Genomic DNA, 22,114 nt, shown 5'->3' with positions numbered 1-22,114 from the left:
CGCCGGACGCCGGGCGGCTCGCTCCGTCCGATCTCCGGTCCCCCGGGCACAGCGCAGCAGAGTGGGCAGCTGCCATCGACGGCACGATGTGGGATGGCACGCGGCGGTGGTTCAGTTCGTGCCGGAGCGGACTAACCTGACAATGTGCGGACTTCGTTGCTCGATGCGTTGGCAGACCGGATCCTCATCACCGACGGGGCGATGGGGACGATGCTCCAGGCCGCCGACCTGAGCCTGGACGACTTCGATGGCCTTGAGGGCTGCAACGAGATCCTCAACGTCACCCGACCGGACGTGGTGCGCGGGGTCCACGAGGCGTACCTCGCGGCGGGCGCCGACTGCATCGAGACGAACACCTTCGGTGCCAACCTGCCCAACCTCGCCGAGTACGACATCGCCGACCGGATCTGGGAGCTGTCCGAGGCCGGCGCGCGGCTGGCCCGGGAGGCCGCCGACGCGTACGAGACGGCGGAGCGCCCCCGCTGGGTGCTGGGTTCCATCGGCCCGGGTACGAAGCTGCCCACCCTGGGGCACGCCTCCTACGCCAGCCTGCGTGACGCGTACCAGCAGAATGCCGGTGGTCTGATCGCCGGTGGGGCGGACGCTCTGATCATCGAGACCTGCCAGGACCTGCTCCAGGTGAAGGCCGCGGTGATCGGGTCGAAGCGGGCGATGGCCGAGGCGGGCCGGCAGGTGCCGATCATCTGCCACGTGGCGGTCGAAACCACCGGAACGATGCTGCTGGGCAGCGAGATCGGTGCGGCGCTCACCGCGATCGAGCCGCTGGGGGTCGACCTGATCGGCCTCAACTGCTCGACCGGCCCGGCCGAGATGGGTGAGCACCTGCGCTACCTGTCCCAGCACTCCACCGTCCCGGTGTCGGTGATGCCCAACGCCGGGCTGCCGGTGCTCACCTCCGACGGCGCGTACTTCCCCCTCGGGCCCGAGGACATGGCCGAGGCGCTGGAACGCTTCGTCGTCGACTACGGCGTGGCGCTGGTCGGTGGTTGTTGCGGCACCACCCCCGAACACATCCGGGTGCTCGCCGAACGGCTGCGCGACGTCGCGCCGGTGGCCCGTGAGCCGCGTATCGACGCGGGTGTCTCCTCGATCTACCACCACGTGCCGTTCGCGCAGGACGCGAGTGTGCTGATGGTGGGGGAGCGGACCAACGCCAACGGCTCGAAGGCGTTCCGGGAGGCGATGCTCGCCGCCGACTGGCAGGCGTGCGTGGAGATCGCCCGCAGCCAGGCCCGTGACGGCTCGCACCTGCTGGATCTCTGCGTCGACTACGTCGGTCGCGACGGCACCGTCGACATGCGGGAGTTGGCCGGGCGGTTCGCCACCGCCTCCACCCTGCCGATCATGCTCGACTCGACCGAGCCTGCGGTGATCGAGGCCGGGCTGGAGATGCTCGGCGGCCGGTGCGTGGTCAACTCGGTCAACTTCGAGGACGGCGACGGCCCCGACTCCCGGTACGCCCGGGTGATGCCGGTGGTCGCCGAACACGGCGCCGCCGTGGTCGCGCTGCTCATCGACGAGGAGGGCCAGGCGCGTACGGCGGAGTGGAAGGTGCGCGTCGCCGGACGGCTGATCGGTGACCTCACCGAGCGGTGGGGGTTGCGCCGCGCCGACATCCTCATCGACGCGCTGACCTTCCCGATCGCCACCGGGCAGGAGGAGACCCGGCGCGACGGCATCGAGACCATCGAGGCGATCCGGGAGATCGCCCGCCGCTGGCCCGGGGTCAACTTCACCCTGGGCATCTCGAACGTCTCCTTCGGGCTCAACCCGGCCGCCCGGCAGGTGCTCAACTCGGTCTTCCTGCACGAGTGCGTGCAGGCCGGGCTCACCTCGGCGATCGTGCACGCCAGCAAGATCCTGCCGATGTCGAAGATCCCCGAGCAGCAGCGGGAGATCGCCCTCGACCTGATCTACGACCGGCGTCGTGAGGGCTACGACCCGGTGCAGCGGTTCATCGAGGTCTTCGAGGGCGTCGACGCGGCGTCCGCGCGGGCCACCCGGGCCGAGGAGTTGGCCGCCCTGCCGCTCAACGAGCGGCTCAAGCGGCGGATCATCGACGGTGAACGCAACGGCCTGGAGTCCGACCTGGACGCCGCGATGGCCGCCGGCACCGCGCCGCTGGCCATCATCAACGACATCCTGCTCGACGGGATGAAGGTCGTCGGTGAGCTGTTCGGCTCCGGGCAGATGCAGTTGCCGTTCGTGCTCCAGTCCGCCGAGGTGATGAAGACCGCGGTGGCGTACCTCGAACCGCACATGGAGAAGGCCGACGACGGTGGCAAGGGCCGCATCGTGCTCGCCACCGTCAAGGGCGACGTGCACGACATCGGCAAGAACCTGGTCGACATCATCCTGTCCAACAACGGCTACGAGGTGGTGAACATCGGCATCAAGCAGCCGATCTCCGCCATCCTCGACGCCGCCGAGCAGCACCGCGCCGACGCCATCGGCATGTCCGGCCTGCTGGTCAAGAGCACCGTCATCATGAAGGAGAACCTGGCCGAGATGGCGTCGCGCGGGGTCGCGGAGCGCTGGCCGGTCCTGCTCGGTGGCGCCGCACTGACCCGGGCGTACGTCGAGGACGACCTGCGGTCGATGTTCCCCGGCCAGGTGCACTACGCCCGTGACGCCTTCGAGGGGCTGTCCCTGATGGACCGGGTGATGACCGCCAAGCGTGGCGGCGCGCCGGTCATCGATCCCGAGCGGGAGGCGGCCCTGGCCGCCCGGCGGGCCCGCCGCGAACGGCAGCGCGCCATGGTCACCGAGTCCCTGCCGGAGCTGACGGACACCTCGGTCCGCTCCGACGTGGCCGCCGACGTGCCGGTGCCGACCGCCCCGTTCTACGGCACCCGGGTGGTCAAGGGGGTGCCGCTGGCCGACTACGCGGCGCTGCTCGACGAGCGGGCCACCTTCATGGGCCAGTGGGGGCTGCGCGGTGCGCGCGGTGGCAAGGGCCCGTCGTACGAGGAACTGGTGGAGACCGAGGGCCGGCCCCGGCTGCGCTACTGGCTGGACCGCCTGATCGCCGACCAGGTGCTGGAGGCGGCCGTGGTGTACGGCTACTTCCCGGCGTACTCCGAGGGCAACGACCTGGTGGTGCTGGACGAGAACGGGCACGCCGAGCGGGCCCGGTTCACCTTCCCCCGGCAGCGGCAGGAGCGGCGGCTCTGCCTGGCCGACTTCTTCCGCCCCCGCGGCGAAGAATTGGACGTGGTCGCGCTGCAACTGGTCACCGTGGGTCAACCGGTCAGCGAGTACGCGGCCAAACTGTTCGCCCGCAACGAGTACCGCGACTACCTGGAGGTGCACGGCCTGTCCGTGCAGCTCACCGAGGCCCTGGCCGAGTACTGGCACAAGCGCGTACGCGCCGAGCTGACCCTGCCGGACGGCCGTACCGTCGCCGACGACGACCCGACCGACCTGGCCGGCCTGCTCCGCACCGACTACCGGGGCTGCCGGTACGCGTTCGGCTACCCGGCCTGCCCCGACCTGGAGGACCGGGCGAAGATCGTGGAGCTGCTCGGCGCGGAGCGGATCGGGGTGCAACTGTCCGAGGAGTTCCAGCTCATGCCCGAGCAGGCCACCGACGCCATCGTCGTCCACCACCCCGAAGCGAGCTACTTCAACGCCAAGTAGGAGGCAAGGGCGTCACCGGCGCACTGTCGAGCTGAGTGCCTGACCGCAGGCGGTGTGGTCAGGTGTGGTCGCTGCTGTGGTCCGGGATGTCCGCGCGTCGATCGGATCTCACGGGGGTCGGCGGGTCTGGCACACTCACCCGCCGTGACGATCTTTCCTGCTCGTGTGGCGCTGACTGCGGTGGCCGGTGTTGTGCTACCGGTTCTGTTGCTGGTGGGCTGCGCCAGTGATGGGGCGCCGGATGCGACGGCGTCGTCCGAGGCGATTCATGTCGTGCCGGACGACCTCTGCGACCGTGTCGACTACGCGCTCGCCACATCGGCCTTCGACGGCGGGCCGATGCCGATTCCGCCGTTGGATGACGATCGTGGCCCCAACGTCCGGTGCCACAAGGGTTTCTTCGAGGGGGATGAGTTCCGCGGCGGGTTCGTGTTCTTGAAGATGCAGAGCTTTGGTGGGGTGGGCGAGGCTCGTACCGGATTCGAGCGTTCCGCCACCGTGACTTCGGCGGAGCCGTTCGAGGGCGGTTCGGAGATCGTCGCCGATGCGGTCCGTTATCAGCAGCTCCGGGACGATGTCAGGATCGAGATGCTGGACGCCAACGTGATCATGGAGGTCCGGCTGACAGTGGTGAGTTCGGTGAGCGACGAGCAGGCGGCGGCGATGCGGCCGGCAGCGGTCCGGCTGGCGGTGCACACACTGGATCTGATCCGCGCCGGCTGATCACCGCCGGGCTGTTCTCACCGAGACCGGCTGACAGCGGCCCCTGCCCGACGGCCGTACCGCCGCCGCCGATGATCCGACCGACCTGGCCGACTTTGCTGCGTACCGACTACCAGGGCTGCCGGTACGCGTTCGGTTACCCGGCCTGCCCCGACCTGGAGGACCGGGTAACCGCCAAGTGCCGTCATCGCCCGGCCTGAGCTGTACAAACACTGTCCAGATGGGCGCGCAGGCCGTCGGGGCCGTGGTCGGTCAGGTCAGGAGTCGTAGCTCGGGCGGTTCGTGGCTCTGGGCGATCGGCGTGGAGCAGTGCTGGCAGTCGATGGATTGCGGCCGGAGGACGTTCGTCTGGATGGAGAACTCGCCGGCCTGCTCTTGCTGCTGGCAGTAGTACCCGAGGTGGTGCCGGACCCATGGTGTGTGGGTGAGGGAGTGGGCCGGCTGGACTCGGATGGCGTCGTGGAAGGGGCTCCACCAGTAGTCCACGATTGCCCGGAGAGTAGTCCGGTCACGTTCCGTGGTCTGGTCGAACACGGAGATCCTGGCGGCGGTGTAGTGCTCGCCGGTTCCGCGGGCACCGGAGCAGACCGCGCGTTCCGCACCTTGTACGAAAGCTGTCGTACGGTCGATGCGTTCGCAGATGAAGCAGTCCAAGCTGAGGGCGAGCTCGCCGCGCCAGTGCAGATGGTGCAGCGGCGATTCAGGGACGACCAGCACGGTCCGGACTTGAACCGATCTCAGCATGGCTCGATCTTGTCAGCTGTCCCGGCCGCGTCGCGGTCGGCAGCCCCGGTCTACCTGCGCTCGGCGGAACTCGCCAGGCGGGCAGGATGATCGACTCCGTTTCGGCGTAACGGTGGTATCGGGCGCGGGTGGAAGACGCCGTTTCGGCGAAACGGTGGGCGGCCCGCTGGGCGTCGTGGTGGGCGCGGCTGGGACGGGCACCCGGGGTCGTGGTGGGCGGTGGTGGGCGGCCCGCCGGGCGTCGTGGTGGGCCGCGCGGACGGGGGACTGTGGGAGGGCTTCGCCGTTGATGATCATCATGGCTGGCAGGATGTAGATCATGCTCGCGTTGCGCCGCACCCTGACCACGTGGACTGTGTCCGTACCGATCGCTGCCCTTGTGGTGCTCGCGCTGACGTGGAACCAGAAGCTCGACGGCATCATGGTCGTGATCGTGGGCCTGTTCCTGGCCGGCGCGGTCCTGGCGGCGGTGCACCACGCCGAGGTGGTCGCGCACAAGGTCGGCGAGCCGTACGGGTCGCTGGTGCTCGCGGTGGCGGTCACCGTGATCGAGGTGGCCCTGATCGTCACGCTGATGATCAGTGGTGGGGAGAAGACGCAGTCCCTGGCGCGGGACACGGTCTTCGCCGCCGTGATGATCACCTGTAACGGCATCCTCGGCTTGTCGTTGCTGATCGGTGCGCTGCGCCGCCGGTTGGCCGTGTTCAATCCGGAGGGTACGGGTGGCGCGTTGGCCACCGTGGCGACTCTCGCCACGCTCAGTCTGGTGGTGCCGACGTTCACCATAGGCCGTGCCGGTCCGCAGTTCAGCCCGGCCCAGTTGACCTTCGCGGCGGTGGTGTCGCTGGCCCTGTACGCCCTGTTCGTGATGGTGCAGACCGGTCGGCACCGGGACTACTTCCTGCCGGTGGGCAGCGGAGGGGAGACGCTGCCGGAGGAGGTGCACGCCGATCCGCCGTCGACCCGGCAGGCGCTGATCAGCCTCGGGTTGCTGCTCGTCGCGCTGGTGGCGGTGGTCGGGGACGCGAAGTCGGTGTCCCCGGCGATCGAGGCGGGTGTCGCGGCGGTGAACCTGCCGCCGGCGTTCGTCGGGGTGATAATCGCGCTGCTGGTGCTGCTGCCGGAGACCCTCGCGGCTGCCCGTGCCGCCCGCCGTGACCGGGTGCAGATCAGCCTCAACCTGTCGCTCGGTTCGGCGATGGCCAGCATCGGTCTGACCATCCCGGCCATCGCGATCGCCTCGATCTGGCTGGAAGGCCCGCTGCTGCTCGGCCTCGGCGGCACCCAGGTCACCCTGCTCGCGTTGACAGTCATCACCGGCGTACTGACCGTGGTGCCGGGGCGGGCCACCCTGTTGCAGGGCGGGGTGCACCTGGTGCTGTTCGCCGCCTTCGTCTTCCTCGCCGCCAGCCCCTGACACGCCGCAGGATGCCAGACCGGTCGCACGGTGAACCGGTGAGGGCGATACGGCGTACCAGACGGCGAGGGGCATGCCGGTCGTACCGTGGGGGTATGGAAGCTGGCATCGCCGAGGCGGGAGGATGCGGTGGCGGCAGACGGGCGGGAGCGGCGTCGGGGCAGGTTCGCCGGTCTGGTGGTGGCGCTGGTGGCGGCGACCGCGTGCATGGTCGACCCGGTGGGTCAGCCGGGTGAGCCGACCGAACAGCGGGAACCGGCGTCGCCGAGCGAAGAGGTGACCCGGGCCGACGGCACCGACACGGTCGAGGAGTTCCAGGAGGACGTGGAGGTCGCCCGGCGCACCGCCGAGCGCTACTGGGCGGCGCAGTTCGAGGCGTCCGGGAGTTCGTTCCGGCCGATCCGGCAGGTGATCGCCTACCAGCGCGACGGTGAGGTGTCCTGCGGTGGGCAGGAGGTGCCCCGCAACAACGCCGTCTACTGCACGGTCAGTGACTTCATCGCGTACGACATCAACTGGTCGTTCGGGGCGTTCCGGCAGGTGGGGGACGCGTTCGTGTACTACCTGATCGGCCACGAGTACGCCCACGGGATCCAGACCCGCCTCGGGGTCCAGTACAACTTCACCATCCAGCAGGAGTTGCAGGCCGACTGCATGGCCGGGGCGTACCTGGGGGGTTCGGTGGAAGCCGGTTGGCTCACCCTCGACGAGGGTGACCTGGACGAGTTCCGCGAGGGTCTGCTCGCCGTCGGCGACGACCCGGGTCAGCCGTGGTTCGCCGAGGGCTCGCACGGCACCCCGGAGCAGCGCGCCGAGGCGTTCTTCCGGGGCTACGAGCGGTCGCTGTCGGCCTGCGGGCTCGGTTGAGAAAGGTCACCGACCCGGGCGTACGGCGGTGACGGGCTGACAGGATTCACCGGGTACCCGACGCGAGGAGGATCCGGTGACGAGTCACCCCGCCGCCGTGCTGTTCGACATGGACGGCACCCTGGTCGACAGCGAGCGACTGTGGGACGTGGCGTTGGCCGAGCTCGCCGAGACGTACGGCGGCACGCTTTCCGCCGAGGCGCGGCGGGCGATCGTCGGCACCGGGATGGCCGACTCGATGCGGATCCTGCACGACGACCTGGGGCAGCCGCACCGCGATCCGGTGGTCAGCGCGGAATGGATCAACAGGCGGATCCTCGAACTGTTCCGTACCGGGCTGCAGTGGCGTCCTGGTGCGTTGGCGTTGCTGGCGGCGGTGCGGGCGGCGCGGGTCCCGACGGCCCTGGTCACCTCCAGTGGCCGGGCGTTGGTCGAGATCGCCCTGGACACGCTGGGGCGGGACAGCTTCGACGTGGTGGTCTGCGGTGACGAGGTCGAGGCGACCAAGCCGCACCCGGAGCCCTATCTGACGGCGGCGCGACTGCTCGGCGTACCGATCGACAGGTGTGTGGCGATCGAGGATTCGGCCACCGGGGTGGCCAGCGCGGTCGCCGCCGGGGCAGCGGTGCTGGCCGTGCCGGCGGAGGTTCCGCTGGTACCGCGCGACGGCGTACACCAAGTGGAGAGCCTGCTCGCTGCGGACCTGGAGCTGCTGGCCGCCCTGCTCGTCCGCTCCGCCGCCTGACGCCTGCGCCGACGGCCGCTGGATGTTAATAAGGGCCCCCTGTACCGCACCAGGCGTTAACAGGGGGCCCTTCCTTACACCTCAGTCGTGGGCGATGGCGCCCAGGACGTTGATGCGGGCGGCGCGGATCGCGGGCAGGACCGCCGCGATCACGCCGATCAGCGCGGCCAGGCCGAGGAAGACCCCCATCTGACCCCACGGCAGCACCAGGTCGGTGATGCCCTCGTCGCGCAGGGCCTCCACCACGGCGGCGCCCAGGCCGGTGCCGACGACCACGCCGAGCAGCGCGCCGAACACCGAGATCACCACCGCCTCCACCGTGATCATGCCCATGGTCTGCGACCGCTTCAGGCCGATGGCGCGCAGCAGGCCCAGCTCGCGGGTCCGCTCCAGCACCGACAGGGCCAGGGTGTTGATGATGCCGAGTACGGCGATCACGATGGCCAGCGCCAGCAGGATGCGGATCATCGTGAGCAGGCTGTCGAGCTGACCGGCCTGCTGCTCGATGTACGCGTCGAGGCTGACCACGGACACCTCGGGACTGTTGGCCAGCAACGCCTCGACACGCGGCTGCACCTGGTCGACCGCGGTGCCGGACTCCAGCTGGACGAAGCCCTGGATGGGCTGCGGGATGGCGAAGTCGGCGGCCGACTGGGTCGGCACCACCATCTGCACCCCGGTGAACAGCGGCGAGTCGTCGAAGATGCCGGTGACGGTGAAGGTCTGCGCCTCACCCCGGGCGAACTGGATCGGCACGGTCGAGCCGACCGACAGACCCCGATCCTTCGCGGTGTCCGTGCTGACGAGCAGCTCACCGGGCCCCAGCCGGTCGATGGTCCCGGCGGAGGCGGTCAGGCTGTAGACCTGGCGCAGGGCGGCCGGTTCGGTCACCGCTCCGGTGTAGGTGCGCTTGCCGTCGACCAGGGACATGTCGCCGTAGAGGCCGTCGACCAGCCGTACCCCGGGGATCGCCTTCGCCTCGTCCAGCACCGCCGGATCGAAGGTCGGCGGGCGGGGGCCGGACTGCGCACCGGCGATCACCAGTTCCGCCTTGACGGTGTCCTGGGCCAGACCACTGATGCTGCTCTTGGCCGAGTCCAGGATGACGGTGATGCCGGTGACCAGGGCGATGCCGACCATCAGCGCGGCGGCCGTGATCGCGGTACGGCGCGGGTTGCGGCCGGAGTTGAGCCGGCCCAGCTTGCCCGGCACCCAGCCGGAGAAGACCGCGCCGAGCGCCGCCACCACCGGCTTGCTGATCAGCGGCGTCAGCAGGGCCACCCCGATGAAGGCGAACAGCACGCCACCGAGGATGGTGGCCAGCGTGTTGCTGTCGGCGTAGCCGCCCAGGCCGAGGAAGAGCAGGATGGCGCCGATCGCGGTGACCACCGCCCCGGCGATGGTGATCTTCGTCAGCGGCCGGTCCGGAGTGGCGACGTCCTGCATCGCCGCGATCGGGGGGATCCGCGCGGCCCGCAGCGCCGGCAGCAGCGCCGCCAGCACGGTGATCACCAGGCCGACACCGAACGCACCGATCACCGCCGACGCGGGCACCGCGATCCCGGCCAGGGTCATCCCACCGGCGAGGTTGCTGAACAGGTACGCCAGCAGCGCGCCGATGCCGATGCCGGCGGCCAGGCCGAACACCGCGGCGATCAGGCCGATGGCGATCGCCTCCATCACCACCGAGCCGATGATCTGCTTACCGCTGGCACCCACGGCCCGCAGCAGGGCCAGTTCCCGGGTGCGTTGCGCCACGATGATCGAGAACGTGTTGAGGATCAGGAAGGTGCCGACCAGCAGCGCCACCGCGGCGAAGCCGAGCAGGATCCGGTTGAAGAAGGACAGGCCCTCCTTCAACCCGGCGGCGGCGTCGGCGGAGAGCTGCTCGCCGGTCTTCACGTCGTAGGCGTCGCCGACCGCGGCGGCCACCGAGTCGCGCAACTGCTCGTCGGAGACGCCGGTGGCGGCGGTGGCCACGATGTTGGTGTAGACGTCCGGCTCGCCGAGCATCAGTTCCTGCGCGGCCGGTGTGGTGAACATGATCTCGTTGGCGCCGCCCATGGAGTCCCGGTCGCCGCTGTAGCCGAAGATGCCGACGATGGTGAAGTCCTTGCGGGGCTGGAGGGTGAGCACGCCCACCCGGTCGCCGACGGCCACGTCGGCCGTGGTCGCCAGACCCTTGTTGATTACGATTTCGTCGTCGGCCTGCGGCTCGCGGCCCTCGCGCAGCTGCACCAGGTCGCTCTCGCCGACCCAGTTGCCGCCGAGCTGCGGCGGACCGAACGAGGCGACCACCTTGCCGTTGCTGCCGATCAGCCGGGCACCGTCGGCGGCCACCACACCTGTCGCCTCGGCCACCCCGTCGACCGACTGCACCGTCTGCAGAGCGGCGGCCGGCACCGGCCCGGCGAGCTGCGGGCCCTCCAACTCGTTGCCCTGCACCTTCGGCTTGGCGGCGACGCTGACGTCGACCTCTTCGTAGGCGTCGGCGAAGATCTGGTCGAAGGTGCGCCCGAGGGTGTCGGTGAGCACGAACGCACCGGAGACGAACATCACGCCCAGCACCACGGCCAGGCCGGACAACATCAGCCGGACCTTGCGGGCCAGCAGGCTCTTCAGTGTCGCCCGGAACATCAGGGAGCCACCTCGGTCAGGGTGTCCAGCTTCTTCATCGTGTCCAGTACCGTGTCGGCGGTCGGCTCGATCAACTCGGAGACGATCTGCCCGTCGGCCAGGAAGACCACCCGGTCGGCGTACGCGGCGGCGGTCGGGTCGTGGGTGACCATGACGATGGTCTGACCGTGCTCGCGTACCGAGTTGCGCAGGAAGTTCAGCACCTCGGCGCCGGCCCGCGAGTCCAGGTTGCCGGTCGGTTCGTCGGCGAAGATGACCTCGGGGCGGGCCACCAGCGCCCGCGCGCACGCCACCCGCTGCTGCTGGCCGCCGGAGAGCTGCGCCGGCCGGTGGTCGAGCCGGTCGCGCAGCCCGACCGTGTCGATGACGATGTCGTACCAGGCCTGGTCGGGCTTGCGGCCGGCGATGGAGAGCGGCAGCAGGATGTTTTCCTTGGCGGTCAGCGTCGGCAGCAGGTTGAACTGCTGGAAGATGAAGCCGATCTTGTCGCGCCGCAGCTTCGTCAGGCCGGCGTCACCGAGACCGGTGACCGTCGTGTCGCCGACGTGCACGGTGCCTCGGGTGACCGTGTCCAACCCGGCCAGGCAGTGCATGAGCGTCGACTTGCCGGAGCCCGAGGGGCCCATGATCGCAGTGAACCGTCCGCGCTCGAACTCGGCGCTCACCCCCCGCAGCGCGATGACCTGAGCCTCGCCGCTGCCGTACACCTTCCACACGTCGCTCGCCCGGGCTGCGGCCTCTGCCGACCGGCCTGTCGTAGCGGTCACGTTATAACCTCTCCGTCGCTGTTCAGATCGTGCCGCCCTCCCGTGGATCTCGGCACGAGTTCCATCATCTGCGCCGTGTGCCGGCGATCCCTACGACTCCTGGGGGAGTGGGTGCGGATTTCCGGCTGCGGGTAGTCCCCCACCCGGGGTCAGGGTTATCCCGGATCAGCGCTGTGAGCAGCGACGAAGCTCGTCACCACACGATAATCCGCGACTGCGGCCCCCGCGAGAGACAACCGTTCTCGGTGCAGGCCGTCACGGTAGGTGACGGATGCAACGGTCACGTTACGCCCCCGGCCGGACCAGACCCGACTCGTACGCCAAGACCACCGCCTGCACCCGGTCGCGCAGCCCGAGCTTGGTCAACACGTTCCCGACGTGGGTTTTGATGGTGGTCTCGCTGACCGACAGGGTGCGGGCGATCTCGGCGTTGGACAACCCGCGGGCCACCTGCCCCAGCACCTCCCGTTCCCGGTCGGTGAGCGTGCTCAGCGCCTTCGGCGGTGACGCTGCGGGATCGGGCAGCACGTCGGCGAAGCGGTCCAGCAGCCGCCGCAGGATGCGCGGGGCCACCACCGCGTCGCCGGCGGCCACGGTACGGATCGCGGTGATCAGATCCTCGGCGGGCACGTCCTTGGACAGGAATCCACTCGCCCCGGCCCGCAGCCCACCCACCACGTACTCGTCGAGTTCGAAGGTGGTCAGGATGAGCACCCGGACCGGCAGCCGGGCGTCGACGATCGCCCGGGTGGCGCTCACCCCGTCCATCCGCGGCATCCGGATGTCCATCAGCACCACGTCGGGCAGCAGCCGGCGGGACAACTCCACCGCCTCCGCGCCGTCGCCGGCCTCGGCCACGATGTCCAGGTCCGGTTCGGCGCCGAGCACCATCCGGAATCCGGTACGCAGCAACGGCTGGTCGTCGGCGAGCAGGATGCGCACCGGGCGGGTCGTCGACGGCGTCGGATCGGTCATCTCATCCTCCGGGGTCAGGGTGCCGCAAAGCGGGTCTCGGGCAGTGGTTCGACCGGAATGCGCGCGTACACCCGGTAGCCGCCGCCGGCGCGGGCCCCGGTCCGCAGGACACCACCGTAGAGGGCGACCCGCTCACGCATCCCCACCAGGCCGTGCCCGACCCGCTGCCGGTCCGGTGACGGCCCTCGACCGGTGTCGGTGATCTCCACCTCGACGGCGTCACCGGGGTAGCTGACGTGCACCTGCGCGGTGGCTCGGCCAGCGTGCTTGAGGGCGTTGGTCAGTGCTTCCTGCACGATCCGGTACACGGTCAACGCCACGCCCTGCTCCACCGGCCCCGGCGTGCCGGTCACCGCGAAGGTCACCGGCAACCCGGCCTCGCGGACCTGTTCGACGAGCATCTCGATGCCGGCGAGACCGGGCTGGGGGGCCAGGTCGGCGGCCGGCTCGGCCTCGGTGCGCAGCACGTCCAGCAGCCGCCGCAGCTCCCGCAGGGTGGCCCGGCTGGTCTCCTCGATGGTGGCGACCGCCTCGTCGGCGGCCTTGGGATCGCGGGGCAGCACCCGCCGGACCCCGGTGGCCAGCACCCCCATCACGCTGACGTGGTGGGCCACCACGTCGTGCAGTTCCCGGGCGATGCGTCGCCGCTCGTCGGCGACCGCCTGCTCGGCCAGGGCGCGCTGGTTGGCCTCGGCGACCCGGGCCCGTTCCCGCAGCGCCGCCGTGGTGGACCGGCGGGCGTGCACCGTACGGCCCACGGAGAACGACACGATCCCGACCAGCAGGTTGTTCGCCACCACGTACGCCGCGCCGACCTGCGGCAGGCCCTCGGTGGGCAGCAGGGGCGCCAGCACCGCCACCGGCACCCACAGTGCCACCGCGGTCGCCAGCGCCGGGCGTATCGGCTGGCAGGCGGCCACGGTGTAGGTGAGCACGACCAGGGTGAGGCCCTGGGTGGCCGGCACCACCTCGATCACGACCGGCAGGGCCAGCGACGCCAGCGCGGCCAGCACGGCGAGCCACGGCGCGATCCGACGCAACAGCACGGGGCTGGCACAGAGCAGGCTCCAGCCCAGCGCCTCCGGCAGCGACCGGGGCCAGAACTCCCGGGGGGACAGCAGGGTGAACAGCGCCTCACCCAGCACCAGCCCGACGGTCAACAACGCGTCGCCGGCCAGCGGGCGTGCCCGTAGCCACTGCCTCAGCTGCCTACCCATGCCCCGACGCTAGCCGCCCATGCCGGCGAGAGATCATCTCGGATGGTGAGCTGCCTCTCCTTCCTGAGGAGGAGAGCTACTCGTCCGCGCCCGGGGTGGCGGGGCGGGTGCGGGCGTCGCGCAGCGGATCCGCGCCGGGCAGGTGCTCGGGGAAGGGCGGCGGGGTGCCGCCGTAGCTCGGACAGAGCGCCTGGTGGCTGCACCAGTCGCAGAGCCGGCTCGGCCGGGGCCGGAAGTCCTGGGCGGCGGTGGCCTGCTCGATCGCCCGCCACAGCGCCACCACCGTGCGTTCGAAGCGCACCAACTCCTCGGCGTCCGGGGTGTAGTCGCACACCTCGGCGTCGCGTAGATAGAGCAGCCGCAGCACCCGGGGCACCACGCCCCGGGTGCGCCAGAGCACCAGCGCGTAGAACTTGAGCTGGAACAACGCCCGCGCCTCGAACGCCTCGCGGGGCGCACCACCGGTCTTGTAGTCCACCACCCGCAGCGCGCCGTCGGGTGCCACGTCGAGCCGGTCGAGGTAGCCGCGGATGAGCAACTCGTCGTCGATCACGGCGGAGATCAGGCTCTCCCGCTCGGCCGGCTCCAGTCGGCGCGGATCCTCCACCGAGAAGTAGCCCTCCAGCAGGGCCGCCGCCGAACGCAGGAACTCGACCGCGTCGACCGTGCCGTCGTCGGTGAACAGCCCGGCCAGCTCCGGCTGCTCGGTGACCAGCCGGTCCCACTGCGGCGCGACGAGGTCACCGGCAGCCTGCGGGGTGCGCCCGGCCGCCGGCAGGTCGAACAACCGCTCCAGCACCGCGTGCACGAGCGTGCCGCGCGCCTGCTCGACGGTGGGCCGCTCGGGCAGCCGGTCGATGCTGCGGAACCGGTAGAGCAGCGGGCAGGTCTTGAAATCTGCGGCACGCGACGGTGACAGCGAGGCCCGCACCGTCGGTGGCAACGGGGTCGAAGTCGGAGCCTGCTGGGCGATCACCGGATCCGCGGTCATGCCGTGGAAGACTAGGGCACCGGTACGACAGGGCGGCCGCCGCCGCACCGAAGGTGATCTCCCGCCGCGTAGCATCGACTCGGTGGAGCAGAGCAGGCAGTCACGGCCGGGCCGGCGTCCCGGCCTGCAGGTCGGTCGGATCTTCGGGGTGCCGCTGTACCTGAACGCCTCGATCCTGCTGCTGGCCGTGTTGATCATCGTGCTCTACGGCGAACTGGCCGGCCAGCGACTGGCGCTCTCGCCGGCCCTCGGCTACCTGGTCGGCGCCGGCTTCGTGGTCTCGCTGCTCGGCTCGGTGCTGGCCCACGAGCTCGGCCACGCGCTGACCGCACGACACTTCGGCATCGGTGTGCGGGGGATCACTCTCGAACTGCTCGGCGGGTACACCGAGATGGACCGGGACGCGCCGTCGCCTCGGGTGGACCTGCTGGTGTCGCTGGCCGGGCCGGCGGTCTCCGCGCTGCTCGGCGTGGCCGCCGTCGCCGCGACCGTGGCGCTGCCCGACCGCACTGTGGCCCACCAGCTCGCCTTCCAACTGGCGGTGAGCAACGTCATCGTCGCCGTGTTCAACAGCCTGCCCGGGCTGCCGCTGGACGGTGGGCGGGCGTTGCGGGCGGTCATCTGGGCGGTCACCCGGGACCGGCACCGGGCCACCGAGGTGGCCGGCTGGGTCGGCCGGGTTCTCGCCGTGGCGACCGTGGCGCTTGTCGGCCTGCTCTACGCCGCTGACCTGCTGAGTCTGCTGGCGTTGCCGCTGACCGCCCTGGTCGCGCTCACCATCTGGCACGGCGCCGGACAGTCGATCCGGTTGGCCCGGATCGGCCGGCGACTGCCCCTGATCGACCTGGCCCGGCTGGCCCGGCCGGTGTTCGCCGTACCCACCGCCACCCCGCTGGCCGAGGCCCAGCGCCGGGCCGACGAGTCGGCCCCGGACAGGCCGGTCGCGCTGCTGGTGACCGACGCCGCGGGTCGACCGGTGGCGGTGGTCGACCCGGCCGCGGCGGCGGCCGTGCCGCCGCACCGCCGGCCCTGGCTCGCCGTGGACGCGGTCGCCCGCGCGGTCGCCGACCTGCCGCGCATGTCGGTGGCCACGGACGGGGAACGGGTGCTGGAGACGGTGCAGGCACACCCGGGCGCGCAGTACCTCGTGACGGCAGGCGAAGATGTCGTCGGCATCCTGCACATCGCGGATCTGGCGCACCTGCTCGAACCTCACCGGAAGATGAACACGTGACCGTGACCCACTCCGACCCGGCCACCCCGGGCGACGCCGTGCCCGCCGAGACCCCGGAGCTGCCCCCGGTGCACCGTGGGCCGTTCCGGCCCGGTGACCGGGTGCAGCTGACCGATCCCAAGGGCCGGATGCACACGGTCACCCTGGAGCCGGGCAAACAGTTCCACACCCACCGGGGCATCCTGGCGCACGACGACCTGATCGGGCTGCCCGACGGCAGCGTGGTCACCACCTCCGGCGGCGGTACGGCCTTCCTGGCGCTGCGCCCCCTGCTGTCGGACTATGTGCTGTCCATGCCCCGCGGCGCCCAGGTGATCTACCCCAAGGACTCGGCGCAGATCGTCGCGATGGGCGACATCTTCCCCGGCGCCAAGGTGCTCGAGGCCGGCGCCGGCTCCGGCGCGCTGAGCTGCTCCCTGCTGCGCGCGGTCGGCACCAGCGGCGAACTGCACTCCTACGAGCTGCGCGACGACTTCGCCCAGATCGCCCGGCGCAACGTCGAGGCGTTCTTCAACGGGCCGCACCCCGCCTGGCACCTGCACGTCGGTGACGTCGGCGAGTGCACCGAGACGGGTTTCGACCGCATCATCCTGGACATGCTGGCCCCGTGGGAGAACCTCGACATGGTCGAACGGGCGCTGCTGCCCGGCGGGGTCTTCATCGGCTACGTCGCCACCACTCCGCAGCTGTCCGAGCTGGTCGAGGCGCTGCGGGAACGGGGCGGCTGGACCGAGCCGCGGGCCTGGGAGTCGCTGGTGCGCGACTGGCACGCCGAAGGGCTCGCGGTACGACCCGACCACAGGATGATCGCGCACACCGCGTTCCTCGTCTCCGCGCGTAAGCTCGCCCCCGGAGTGACCGCGCCGCCGCGCCGGCGCAAGCCCAGCAAGGGCACCGAGGCGTACGTGCAGCGCCGGCAGGCGCTACGCGAGGCGGAGGCGGCCCGACAGGCGAGTACGGCGTCGCAGACGCAACCGGACACGACGCAGGAGACGGGCAGGCCGTGACGGCGGAATGGGGCGGCTGGCAGTGAACGGGCTGAACCTGGATGCGGGTTGGCGGTGGCCGGGGGTGGCCGCATGAGTCGGCCCGGTTTCGGCGGCGGTGACCTGCCGGCGGTCTTCCCCGACTGGTCGCCCTACACCGACCTCGAATCGGCGGCGCGGGCCTACCTGCGTGACCCGGACGTCGCGTTGGAGGCGCTCGGCGGTGTGCTGCGGGGGGCCTCGGTGCTCGGCTTCACCCTCGAACGCTTCGTCAACGAGGTCAACGGGGTGTGGCAGGAGGTCGTCGTCTGCGACGGCAGCCGGCTGGTGCTCTGGCACGGCGAGGACGTGCCGCCGGGGGAGGGCCCGCCCGGGTCGATGACCTCGTCGCTGCGGGTGGTGCCGGTCTCCTCGGTCACCGAGGTCGGCTGCCGCCGTCGGCTGTTCCGGCACGACAACGGCGAGATCCGGGTCGACAGCATCGACGTGTACCTGCTGCTGACCTCGCTCGACGAGACCCCGCCCAGCGAGGAGACGGCCGGCGGGCCGCGCCACGACGCGCTGCGCTTCGGCAAGACCCTCGACGACGGTGGCGCCGGGCAGATCGCCCGGCTGGAGGAGTTCGCCCGCCTGGTCGCCTCGGTGGTCGGTCGCCCGCTGCTGTGAGTGGTCGGTCGCCCGCTGCGGTGCGGCGGGCGGGCTCAGTCCTCGGCGTCGGGGCCGGCCACCTCGACGCCGTCGCTGGCGCGGACGACGTGGATGCACTCGCCCGGGCACTCCCGCGCCGAGTCGATCACCTCGAGGCGCAGGTGCTCCGGTACGCCGACGCGGGCGCCCGGGGCCTGCTGGAGCTCACCGTCTGGGCCCTTGACGTACGCCAGGCCGTCGACGTCGAACTCGAAGACCTCGGGCGCGTACTGCACGCACAGCCCGTCGCCCGTGCACAGATCCTGGTCCACCCAGACCTGCACCTCGTCGGTCGCGACCTCGGCCACCGGTGCACCCCCCATGTTCTCGCGTCCCACCCCCCGACGGTACCCGAATGCCCGTACCCGCCCGCCAACCCACCCTTGGCGATCAAGCTTCGGTGACGGGCGCGTTGCGGAGGACCGAATCGGGCTCATAGCGGCTAGTGTTAGGTCAGAACGTTCAAGCCCCCCGGGGAGGTGGGACGTGGCACGCAGCGACGACGCGGACTCGCGCGCCGCACGGTGGGAGAAGGAGGCCCACGATCTCTCCACGCAGGTCGCGTTCCTTCAAGAGGAACTCGCTCTGGTGCGGCGCAAGTTGACCGAAAGCCCCCGACACGTGCGGCAGCTCGAAGAGCGACTGTCCGCCACCCAGGCGCAGTTGGCGCGGCTGACCGAGAACAACGAGCGGCTCGTGAGCACCCTCAAGGAGGCTCGCGCGCAGATCGTGACGCTCAAGGAGGAGATCGACCGGCTGGCCCAGCCACCCAGTGGCTACGGCGTCTTCCTGGCCAGACACGACGACGGCACGGTGGATGTCTTCACCGGCGGGCGCAAGCTGCGCGTGGCCGTCTCGCCCTCGCTCGACGTGGGTGAACTTCAGCGCGGCCAGGAGGTCCTGCTCAACGACGCGCTCAACATCGTGGACGCGTTCGGCTACGAGCGGGTCGGCGAGGTGGTCATGCTCAAGGAGATCCTGGCGGGCCCCGAAGGCGCGCCGGGTGACCGGGCACTGGTGGTCTCGCACTCCGACGAGGAACGGATCGTGCACCTGGCCGAGACCCTGATCGGCAGTGCGATCCGGGCCGGCGACTCGCTCATGATCGAACCGCGCTCGGCGTACGCGTACGAGCGGATTCCCAAGAGCGAGGTCGAGGAGCTGGTGCTGGAGGAGGTGCCCGACGTCGACTACAGCGACATCGGTGGCCTGCACTCCCAGATCGAGCAGATCCGTGACGCGGTGGAACTGCCGTTCCTGCACGCGGACCTGTTCCGTGAGCACCAGTTGCGTCCGCCGAAGGGCATCCTGCTCTACGGCCCGCCCGGCTGCGGCAAGACGCTGATCGCCAAGGCGGTCGCCAACTCGCTGGCGAAGAAGATCGCCGAGCGGCGGGGCGAGGAGAAGCACACCAGCTTCTTCCTCAACATCAAGGGCCCGGAGCTGCTCAACAAGTACGTCGGCGAGACCGAGCGGCACATCCGGCTGATCTTCCAGCGGGCCCGGGAGAAGGCCGGCGAGGGCACGCCGGTCATCGTCTTCTTCGACGAGATGGACTCGGTCTTCCGGACCCGTGGCTCCGGTGTCTCCTCCGACGTGGAGAACACCATCGTGCCGCAGCTGCTCAGCGAGATCGACGGCGTGGAGGGTCTGGAGAACGTCATCGTCATCGGCGCCTCCAACCGGGAAGACATGATCGACCCGGCGATCCTGCGTCCGGGGCGACTCGACGTCAAGATCAAGATTGAGCGTCCGGACGCCGAGGCGGCCAAGGACATCTTCTCCAAGTACATCCTCTCCGGTCTGCCGCTGCACGCCGACGACCTGGCCGAACACGGCGGAGACGCCCAGGCCACCGTCGCCGCGATGATCGACGCGGTGGTCCTGCGGATGTACTCCGAGACGGAGGAGAACCGCTTCCTGGAAGTCACCTACGCCAACGGTGACAAGGAAGTCCTGTACTTCAAGGACTTCAACTCCGGCGCGATGATCCAGAACATCGTCGACCGGGGCAAGAAGATGGCCATCAAGGAGTTCCTCACCTCCGGCCGCAAGGGGCTGCGTCTGCAGCACCTGCTCGACGCCTGCGTCGACGAGTTCCGCGAGAACGAGGACCTGCCCAACACCACCAACCCCGACGATTGGGCCCGCATCTCCGGCAAGAAGGGCGAGCGGATCGTCTACATCCGTACGCTCGTCTCCGGGGGCAAGGGCACCGAGGCCGGTCGCTCCATCGAGACCGCCAGCAACACCGGCCAGTACCTCTGACCGCTACCGCAGGGCCCGTGACGGTGTCGTCACGGGCCCTGCGTCTGCGTGCGGCACCGCGCCACGTCAGGCACAAGTCGGGCGGCAGGGCTAGACTCCGGACAACCCTCCTCGTATGCAAGGATTTCGCGTGCCCGCCGAGCAGCGCACCCTGGCCCCGCCGATCGTCCCGAGTCTGACCGCCAGCCCTGACAAGCCGTACCGTCGATGGAACCTCGCCGTGCTGGCCGCGCTGCCGGCGGCCTGGCTGCTGCCACTCGCCGCGGTCGCCCTCGACGCCCGCTGGCTGCTGCCCCCGCTGGTGCTGATCGCCACCGCCAGCCTGCTGCGCGGCGGTCGTACCCTGCTCGACCGGCTGTTGCTGGCCACCATCCTGCTGGTCTGCCTCACCACCGCGGCCGGTCTGCTCTTCGCGGTCTGGCCCTGGGGGATGAACCCGGTGGCGGTCAGCGGCACCGCCCTCACCGCCCTCGTGCTGACCGCCCTGATCACCGGGCGGCGTCCCACCCTGCCGCGCCCGGCCTGGCCCGACCTGCTGCCCGTCATCGGCACCACCGGCCTGCTCTGGTATCTCGCCCAACCCCTGCTGCGCGCCGGCGACCTGGGCAGCCGGCTCAGCATCCTCCACCGCGGTGAGGACTACCTGCGGCACCTGAGCCTGGTCGACGTCATCGGTCGACACGGCGGCTACCTCTTCGTCGACCCCGCCGCCGTCCGCGACGACCTGTTCTCCGCACTCGTGCACTACCCGCAGGGCTGGCACCTGCTCGTCGCCCTCCTCGACGGCCACCGCACCCCGCCCGGCGGCGGGCCGGCCGGCGCAGCCGCCGTGGAGCCGTTCCTCTGGTGGAACTTCGCCACCTTCGGGCTGCTGGTCCTCGTCCTGCTCTGGGCCGCACAGCGGCTCCCCGGCCCGCTGCACCCGCTGAGCCGCCTCGTGCTGACCGTCGTGGTCGGCGCGCTCGTGCTCGGCAGCCAGATGCCCCGGATGCTGGTCTCCGGATACCCCACCGAGACGCTCGGACTGACCCTCACCGCCGTGCTCGCCGTGCTCGTCGCCCGGCCGGTCGGCGCACCCCGGGAACACTTCCTGCTGCTCGGTGCCCTGCTCGTCGGCATCGGCTACACCTACTACCTGTTCCTGCCCGCCGCCGTACTCCTCGTCCTCGGGTCGCTGCTGGCGCGGCGGCGCGAGGTACGCCGACTGCGCGGCACCACGCTCGTCGTCGGCCTGGCCACCGCCACGCTCGCCCCGGTGCCGATCCTGCTCGGCGTGTTCCGTGCCAACCAGACCGAGTCACTGGCCGCCACCGTCGGGCCGGACCTGACCGAGACCTGGCTCGCCCTCGGCGGCCTCGGCGCGTTCGTGGTGCCCGCCCTGCTGGTGCACGCGGTACGGCGCGGGCGGGCCGATCCGGCCTGGCGACGCTGGCTGTTCGCGCTGCTGGTCAGCGTGGTGCTCACCCTGGCCATCGGTCAGGCCAGCATCAGCGTCGGTGGTCAGGCCGGCTACTACTTCAACAAGGCCGGTCACCTCACCACCGTGCTGCTCATCATCGGCACCGCCGCAGTGGTGCGGCTGCTGCCGGTGCCGACCCGGGGCCGTCCGCTGCGCACCGCCGTGGCCGGTCTCACCGCCCTCACGGTCGCCGCCGCCACCGTCTGGTTCGCCGGGGTCACCGGCGGGCAGCGCAGCCTGCTCGTGGTCACCCCGCAGAGCTGGGCGCAGCGCTGGGTCCACCAGGACCTCGACCGACCCGGCCGGGCCGCCGCCGTGTGCGAGCAGGTCCTCCAGCGCTACCCGGCCGCCGACGGTGTCACCACGCTCATCCTCGACCGCCGGCCGTACCAGTCCTACCTGGCGAACATCTGCGTCTCCACGCTGCAGGGCACCACCGCCCAGACCGAGGCCGGCATCTACGAGATGGTCTTCGTCGAACCGGGCCGGACCTGGCAGATGCTGCACCGCGTACCCGGTGAGATCCGGCTGGTGGCGGTCACCGACGGGGCCCGGGTACGGACCAACAGGATCCTGCGCGCCGTGCCTGAGCTGGCCGACCGGGTGAGCATGGAGACGATGATCATTGATGATCCGCCGAGCTGATCCCCGCGACTTGCGACGCACCGACCACCACGGCAGGCCCCCGTGCGCTCACATGCCGACTACGCTCGGATGTGACGGGGATCGGTCGGGCA

General features: G+C 70.7%; 17 protein-coding genes and 1 pseudogene. 11 read left to right on the top strand and 7 right to left on the bottom strand.

Features of this window, described 5'->3' with window-relative positions; genetic code table 11:
- Window positions 1-144 precede the first annotated feature (144 nt).
- The 3 genes and pseudogenes from metH to JMF97_RS17590 all read left to right on the top strand — a co-directional run.
- Window positions 145-3,660, top strand: coding sequence for a methionine synthase (gene metH, locus JMF97_RS17600; protein WP_203222549.1), 3,516 nt, complete (start codon window positions 145-147; stop codon window positions 3,658-3,660).
- A gap of 144 nt (window positions 3,661-3,804) precedes the next feature.
- Window positions 3,805-4,383: a hypothetical protein gene (locus tag JMF97_RS17595; protein WP_203222548.1), complete on the top strand. Its 579-nt coding sequence runs from the start codon at window positions 3,805-3,807 to the stop codon at window positions 4,381-4,383.
- Window positions 4,384-4,444: 61 nt separating this feature from the next.
- A pseudogene (locus tag JMF97_RS17590) lies at window positions 4,445-4,550 on the top strand (vitamin B12 dependent-methionine synthase activation domain-containing protein); the annotation flags it as partial.
- 85 nt (window positions 4,551-4,635) lie between these two features.
- Here the strand turns inward: JMF97_RS17590 and JMF97_RS17585 are convergent.
- On the bottom strand, window positions 4,636-5,127 hold the full coding sequence (locus JMF97_RS17585; RefSeq protein ID WP_203222546.1) for a hypothetical protein: 492 nt from the start codon (window positions 5,125-5,127) through the stop codon (window positions 4,636-4,638).
- Between the two features lie 319 nt (window positions 5,128-5,446).
- On the opposite strand from JMF97_RS17585, the gene JMF97_RS17580 reads away from it, so the two are divergent.
- The 3 genes from JMF97_RS17580 (at window position 5,447) to JMF97_RS17570 (ending at window position 8,156) form a co-directional block, all read left to right on the top strand.
- On the top strand, window positions 5,447-6,544 hold the full coding sequence (locus JMF97_RS17580) for a calcium:cation antiporter (protein ID WP_203222545.1): 1,098 nt from the start codon (window positions 5,447-5,449) through the stop codon (window positions 6,542-6,544).
- A 129-nt stretch (window positions 6,545-6,673) separates the two neighbouring features.
- Window positions 6,674-7,411: a neutral zinc metallopeptidase gene (locus JMF97_RS17575; RefSeq protein WP_203222544.1), complete on the top strand. Its 738-nt coding sequence runs from the start codon at window positions 6,674-6,676 to the stop codon at window positions 7,409-7,411.
- Between the two features lie 97 nt (window positions 7,412-7,508).
- The gene (locus tag JMF97_RS17570; RefSeq protein WP_203222880.1) at window positions 7,509-8,156 is read left to right on the top strand and encodes an HAD family hydrolase; all 648 of its coding nucleotides are present in this window, start codon (window positions 7,509-7,511) and stop codon (window positions 8,154-8,156) included.
- Window positions 8,157-8,237: 81 nt separating this feature from the next.
- On the opposite strand, the gene JMF97_RS17565 is transcribed toward JMF97_RS17570, so the two are convergent.
- From JMF97_RS17565 to JMF97_RS17545, 5 genes are all read right to left on the bottom strand, one after another.
- On the bottom strand, window positions 8,238-10,793 hold the full coding sequence (locus tag JMF97_RS17565; RefSeq protein WP_203222543.1) for an ABC transporter permease: 2,556 nt from the start codon (window positions 10,791-10,793) through the stop codon (window positions 8,238-8,240).
- Window positions 10,793-11,560, bottom strand: a complete 768-nt coding sequence (locus tag JMF97_RS17560; RefSeq protein ID WP_203222542.1) for an ABC transporter ATP-binding protein — start codon at window positions 11,558-11,560, stop codon at window positions 10,793-10,795. Before JMF97_RS17560 ends, JMF97_RS17565 begins: the two co-directional genes overlap by 1 nt.
- A gap of 285 nt (window positions 11,561-11,845) precedes the next feature.
- Complete coding sequence (locus JMF97_RS17555) at window positions 11,846-12,535, bottom strand: response regulator (protein ID WP_203222541.1); 690 nt, start codon at window positions 12,533-12,535, stop codon at window positions 11,846-11,848.
- A 14-nt stretch (window positions 12,536-12,549) separates the two neighbouring features.
- Entirely contained in the window at window positions 12,550-13,752 is a 1,203-nt protein-coding gene (locus JMF97_RS17550; protein WP_126710813.1) for a sensor histidine kinase, read from the bottom strand.
- A 76-nt stretch (window positions 13,753-13,828) separates the two neighbouring features.
- The gene (locus JMF97_RS17545; protein WP_203222540.1) at window positions 13,829-14,743 is read right to left on the bottom strand and encodes a RecB family exonuclease; all 915 of its coding nucleotides are present in this window, start codon (window positions 14,741-14,743) and stop codon (window positions 13,829-13,831) included.
- An 82-nt stretch (window positions 14,744-14,825) separates the two neighbouring features.
- On the opposite strand from JMF97_RS17545, the gene JMF97_RS17540 reads away from it, so the two are divergent.
- From JMF97_RS17540 to JMF97_RS17530, 3 genes are all read left to right on the top strand, one after another.
- Window positions 14,826-15,977: a M50 family metallopeptidase gene (locus tag JMF97_RS17540; protein WP_412101234.1), complete on the top strand. Its 1,152-nt coding sequence runs from the start codon at window positions 14,826-14,828 to the stop codon at window positions 15,975-15,977.
- A gap of 2 nt (window positions 15,978-15,979) precedes the next feature.
- The gene (locus JMF97_RS17535; protein WP_438803765.1) at window positions 15,980-16,984 is read left to right on the top strand and encodes a tRNA (adenine-N1)-methyltransferase; all 1,005 of its coding nucleotides are present in this window, start codon (window positions 15,980-15,982) and stop codon (window positions 16,982-16,984) included.
- A gap of 72 nt (window positions 16,985-17,056) precedes the next feature.
- Complete coding sequence (locus tag JMF97_RS17530; protein ID WP_013734324.1) at window positions 17,057-17,629, top strand: hypothetical protein; 573 nt, start codon at window positions 17,057-17,059, stop codon at window positions 17,627-17,629.
- Window positions 17,630-17,664: 35 nt separating this feature from the next.
- Here the strand turns inward: JMF97_RS17530 and JMF97_RS17525 are convergent, their stop codons facing one another.
- A complete protein-coding gene (locus tag JMF97_RS17525; protein ID WP_013734323.1) occupies window positions 17,665-17,958 on the bottom strand; it encodes a ferredoxin in 294 nt (97 codons plus the stop codon).
- Window positions 17,959-18,136: 178 nt separating this feature from the next.
- Here JMF97_RS17525 and arc point away from each other — a divergent pair, with 178 nt between their 5' ends.
- Together arc and JMF97_RS17515 are read left to right on the top strand one after the other, a co-directional pair.
- Window positions 18,137-19,918 carry a proteasome ATPase gene (arc, locus tag JMF97_RS17520; RefSeq protein WP_013734322.1) on the top strand — a complete coding sequence of 594 codons (1,782 nt, stop codon included), beginning with the start codon at window positions 18,137-18,139 and terminating at the stop codon, window positions 19,916-19,918.
- A 130-nt stretch (window positions 19,919-20,048) separates the two neighbouring features.
- Window positions 20,049-22,022, top strand: coding sequence for a hypothetical protein (locus JMF97_RS17515; protein ID WP_203222539.1), 1,974 nt, complete (start codon window positions 20,049-20,051; stop codon window positions 22,020-22,022).
- Window positions 22,023-22,114: the final 92 nt, after the last annotated feature.

Origin of the sequence: Micromonospora fiedleri (assembly GCF_016774385.1) — a bacterium.
In the GTDB taxonomy this organism is placed as follows: Bacteria; Actinomycetota; Actinomycetes; order Mycobacteriales; family Micromonosporaceae; genus Micromonospora; species Micromonospora gifhornensis.
Note: the sequence above shows the minus strand (reverse complement) of the source record. Positions and strands in the feature narration are given on the sequence as shown.

Coding starts and splice junctions, on each gene's coding strand:
- JMF97_RS17585 (WP_203222546.1), bottom strand. CDS start 5,127: ATGCTGAGATCGGTTCAAGTCCGGACCGTGCTGGTCGTCCCTGAATCG.
- JMF97_RS17580 (WP_203222545.1), top strand. CDS start 5,447: ATGCTCGCGTTGCGCCGCACCCTGACCACGTGGACTGTGTCCGTACCG.
- JMF97_RS17565 (WP_203222543.1), bottom strand. CDS start 10,793: ATGTTCCGGGCGACACTGAAGAGCCTGCTGGCCCGCAAGGTCCGGCTG.
- JMF97_RS17555 (WP_203222541.1), bottom strand. CDS start 12,535: ATGACCGATCCGACGCCGTCGACGACCCGCCCGGTGCGCATCCTGCTC.
- JMF97_RS17550 (WP_126710813.1), bottom strand. CDS start 13,752: ATGGGTAGGCAGCTGAGGCAGTGGCTACGGGCACGCCCGCTGGCCGGC.
- JMF97_RS17545 (WP_203222540.1), bottom strand. CDS start 14,743: ATGACCGCGGATCCGGTGATCGCCCAGCAGGCTCCGACTTCGACCCCG.
- JMF97_RS17530 (WP_013734324.1), top strand. CDS start 17,057: ATGAGTCGGCCCGGTTTCGGCGGCGGTGACCTGCCGGCGGTCTTCCCC.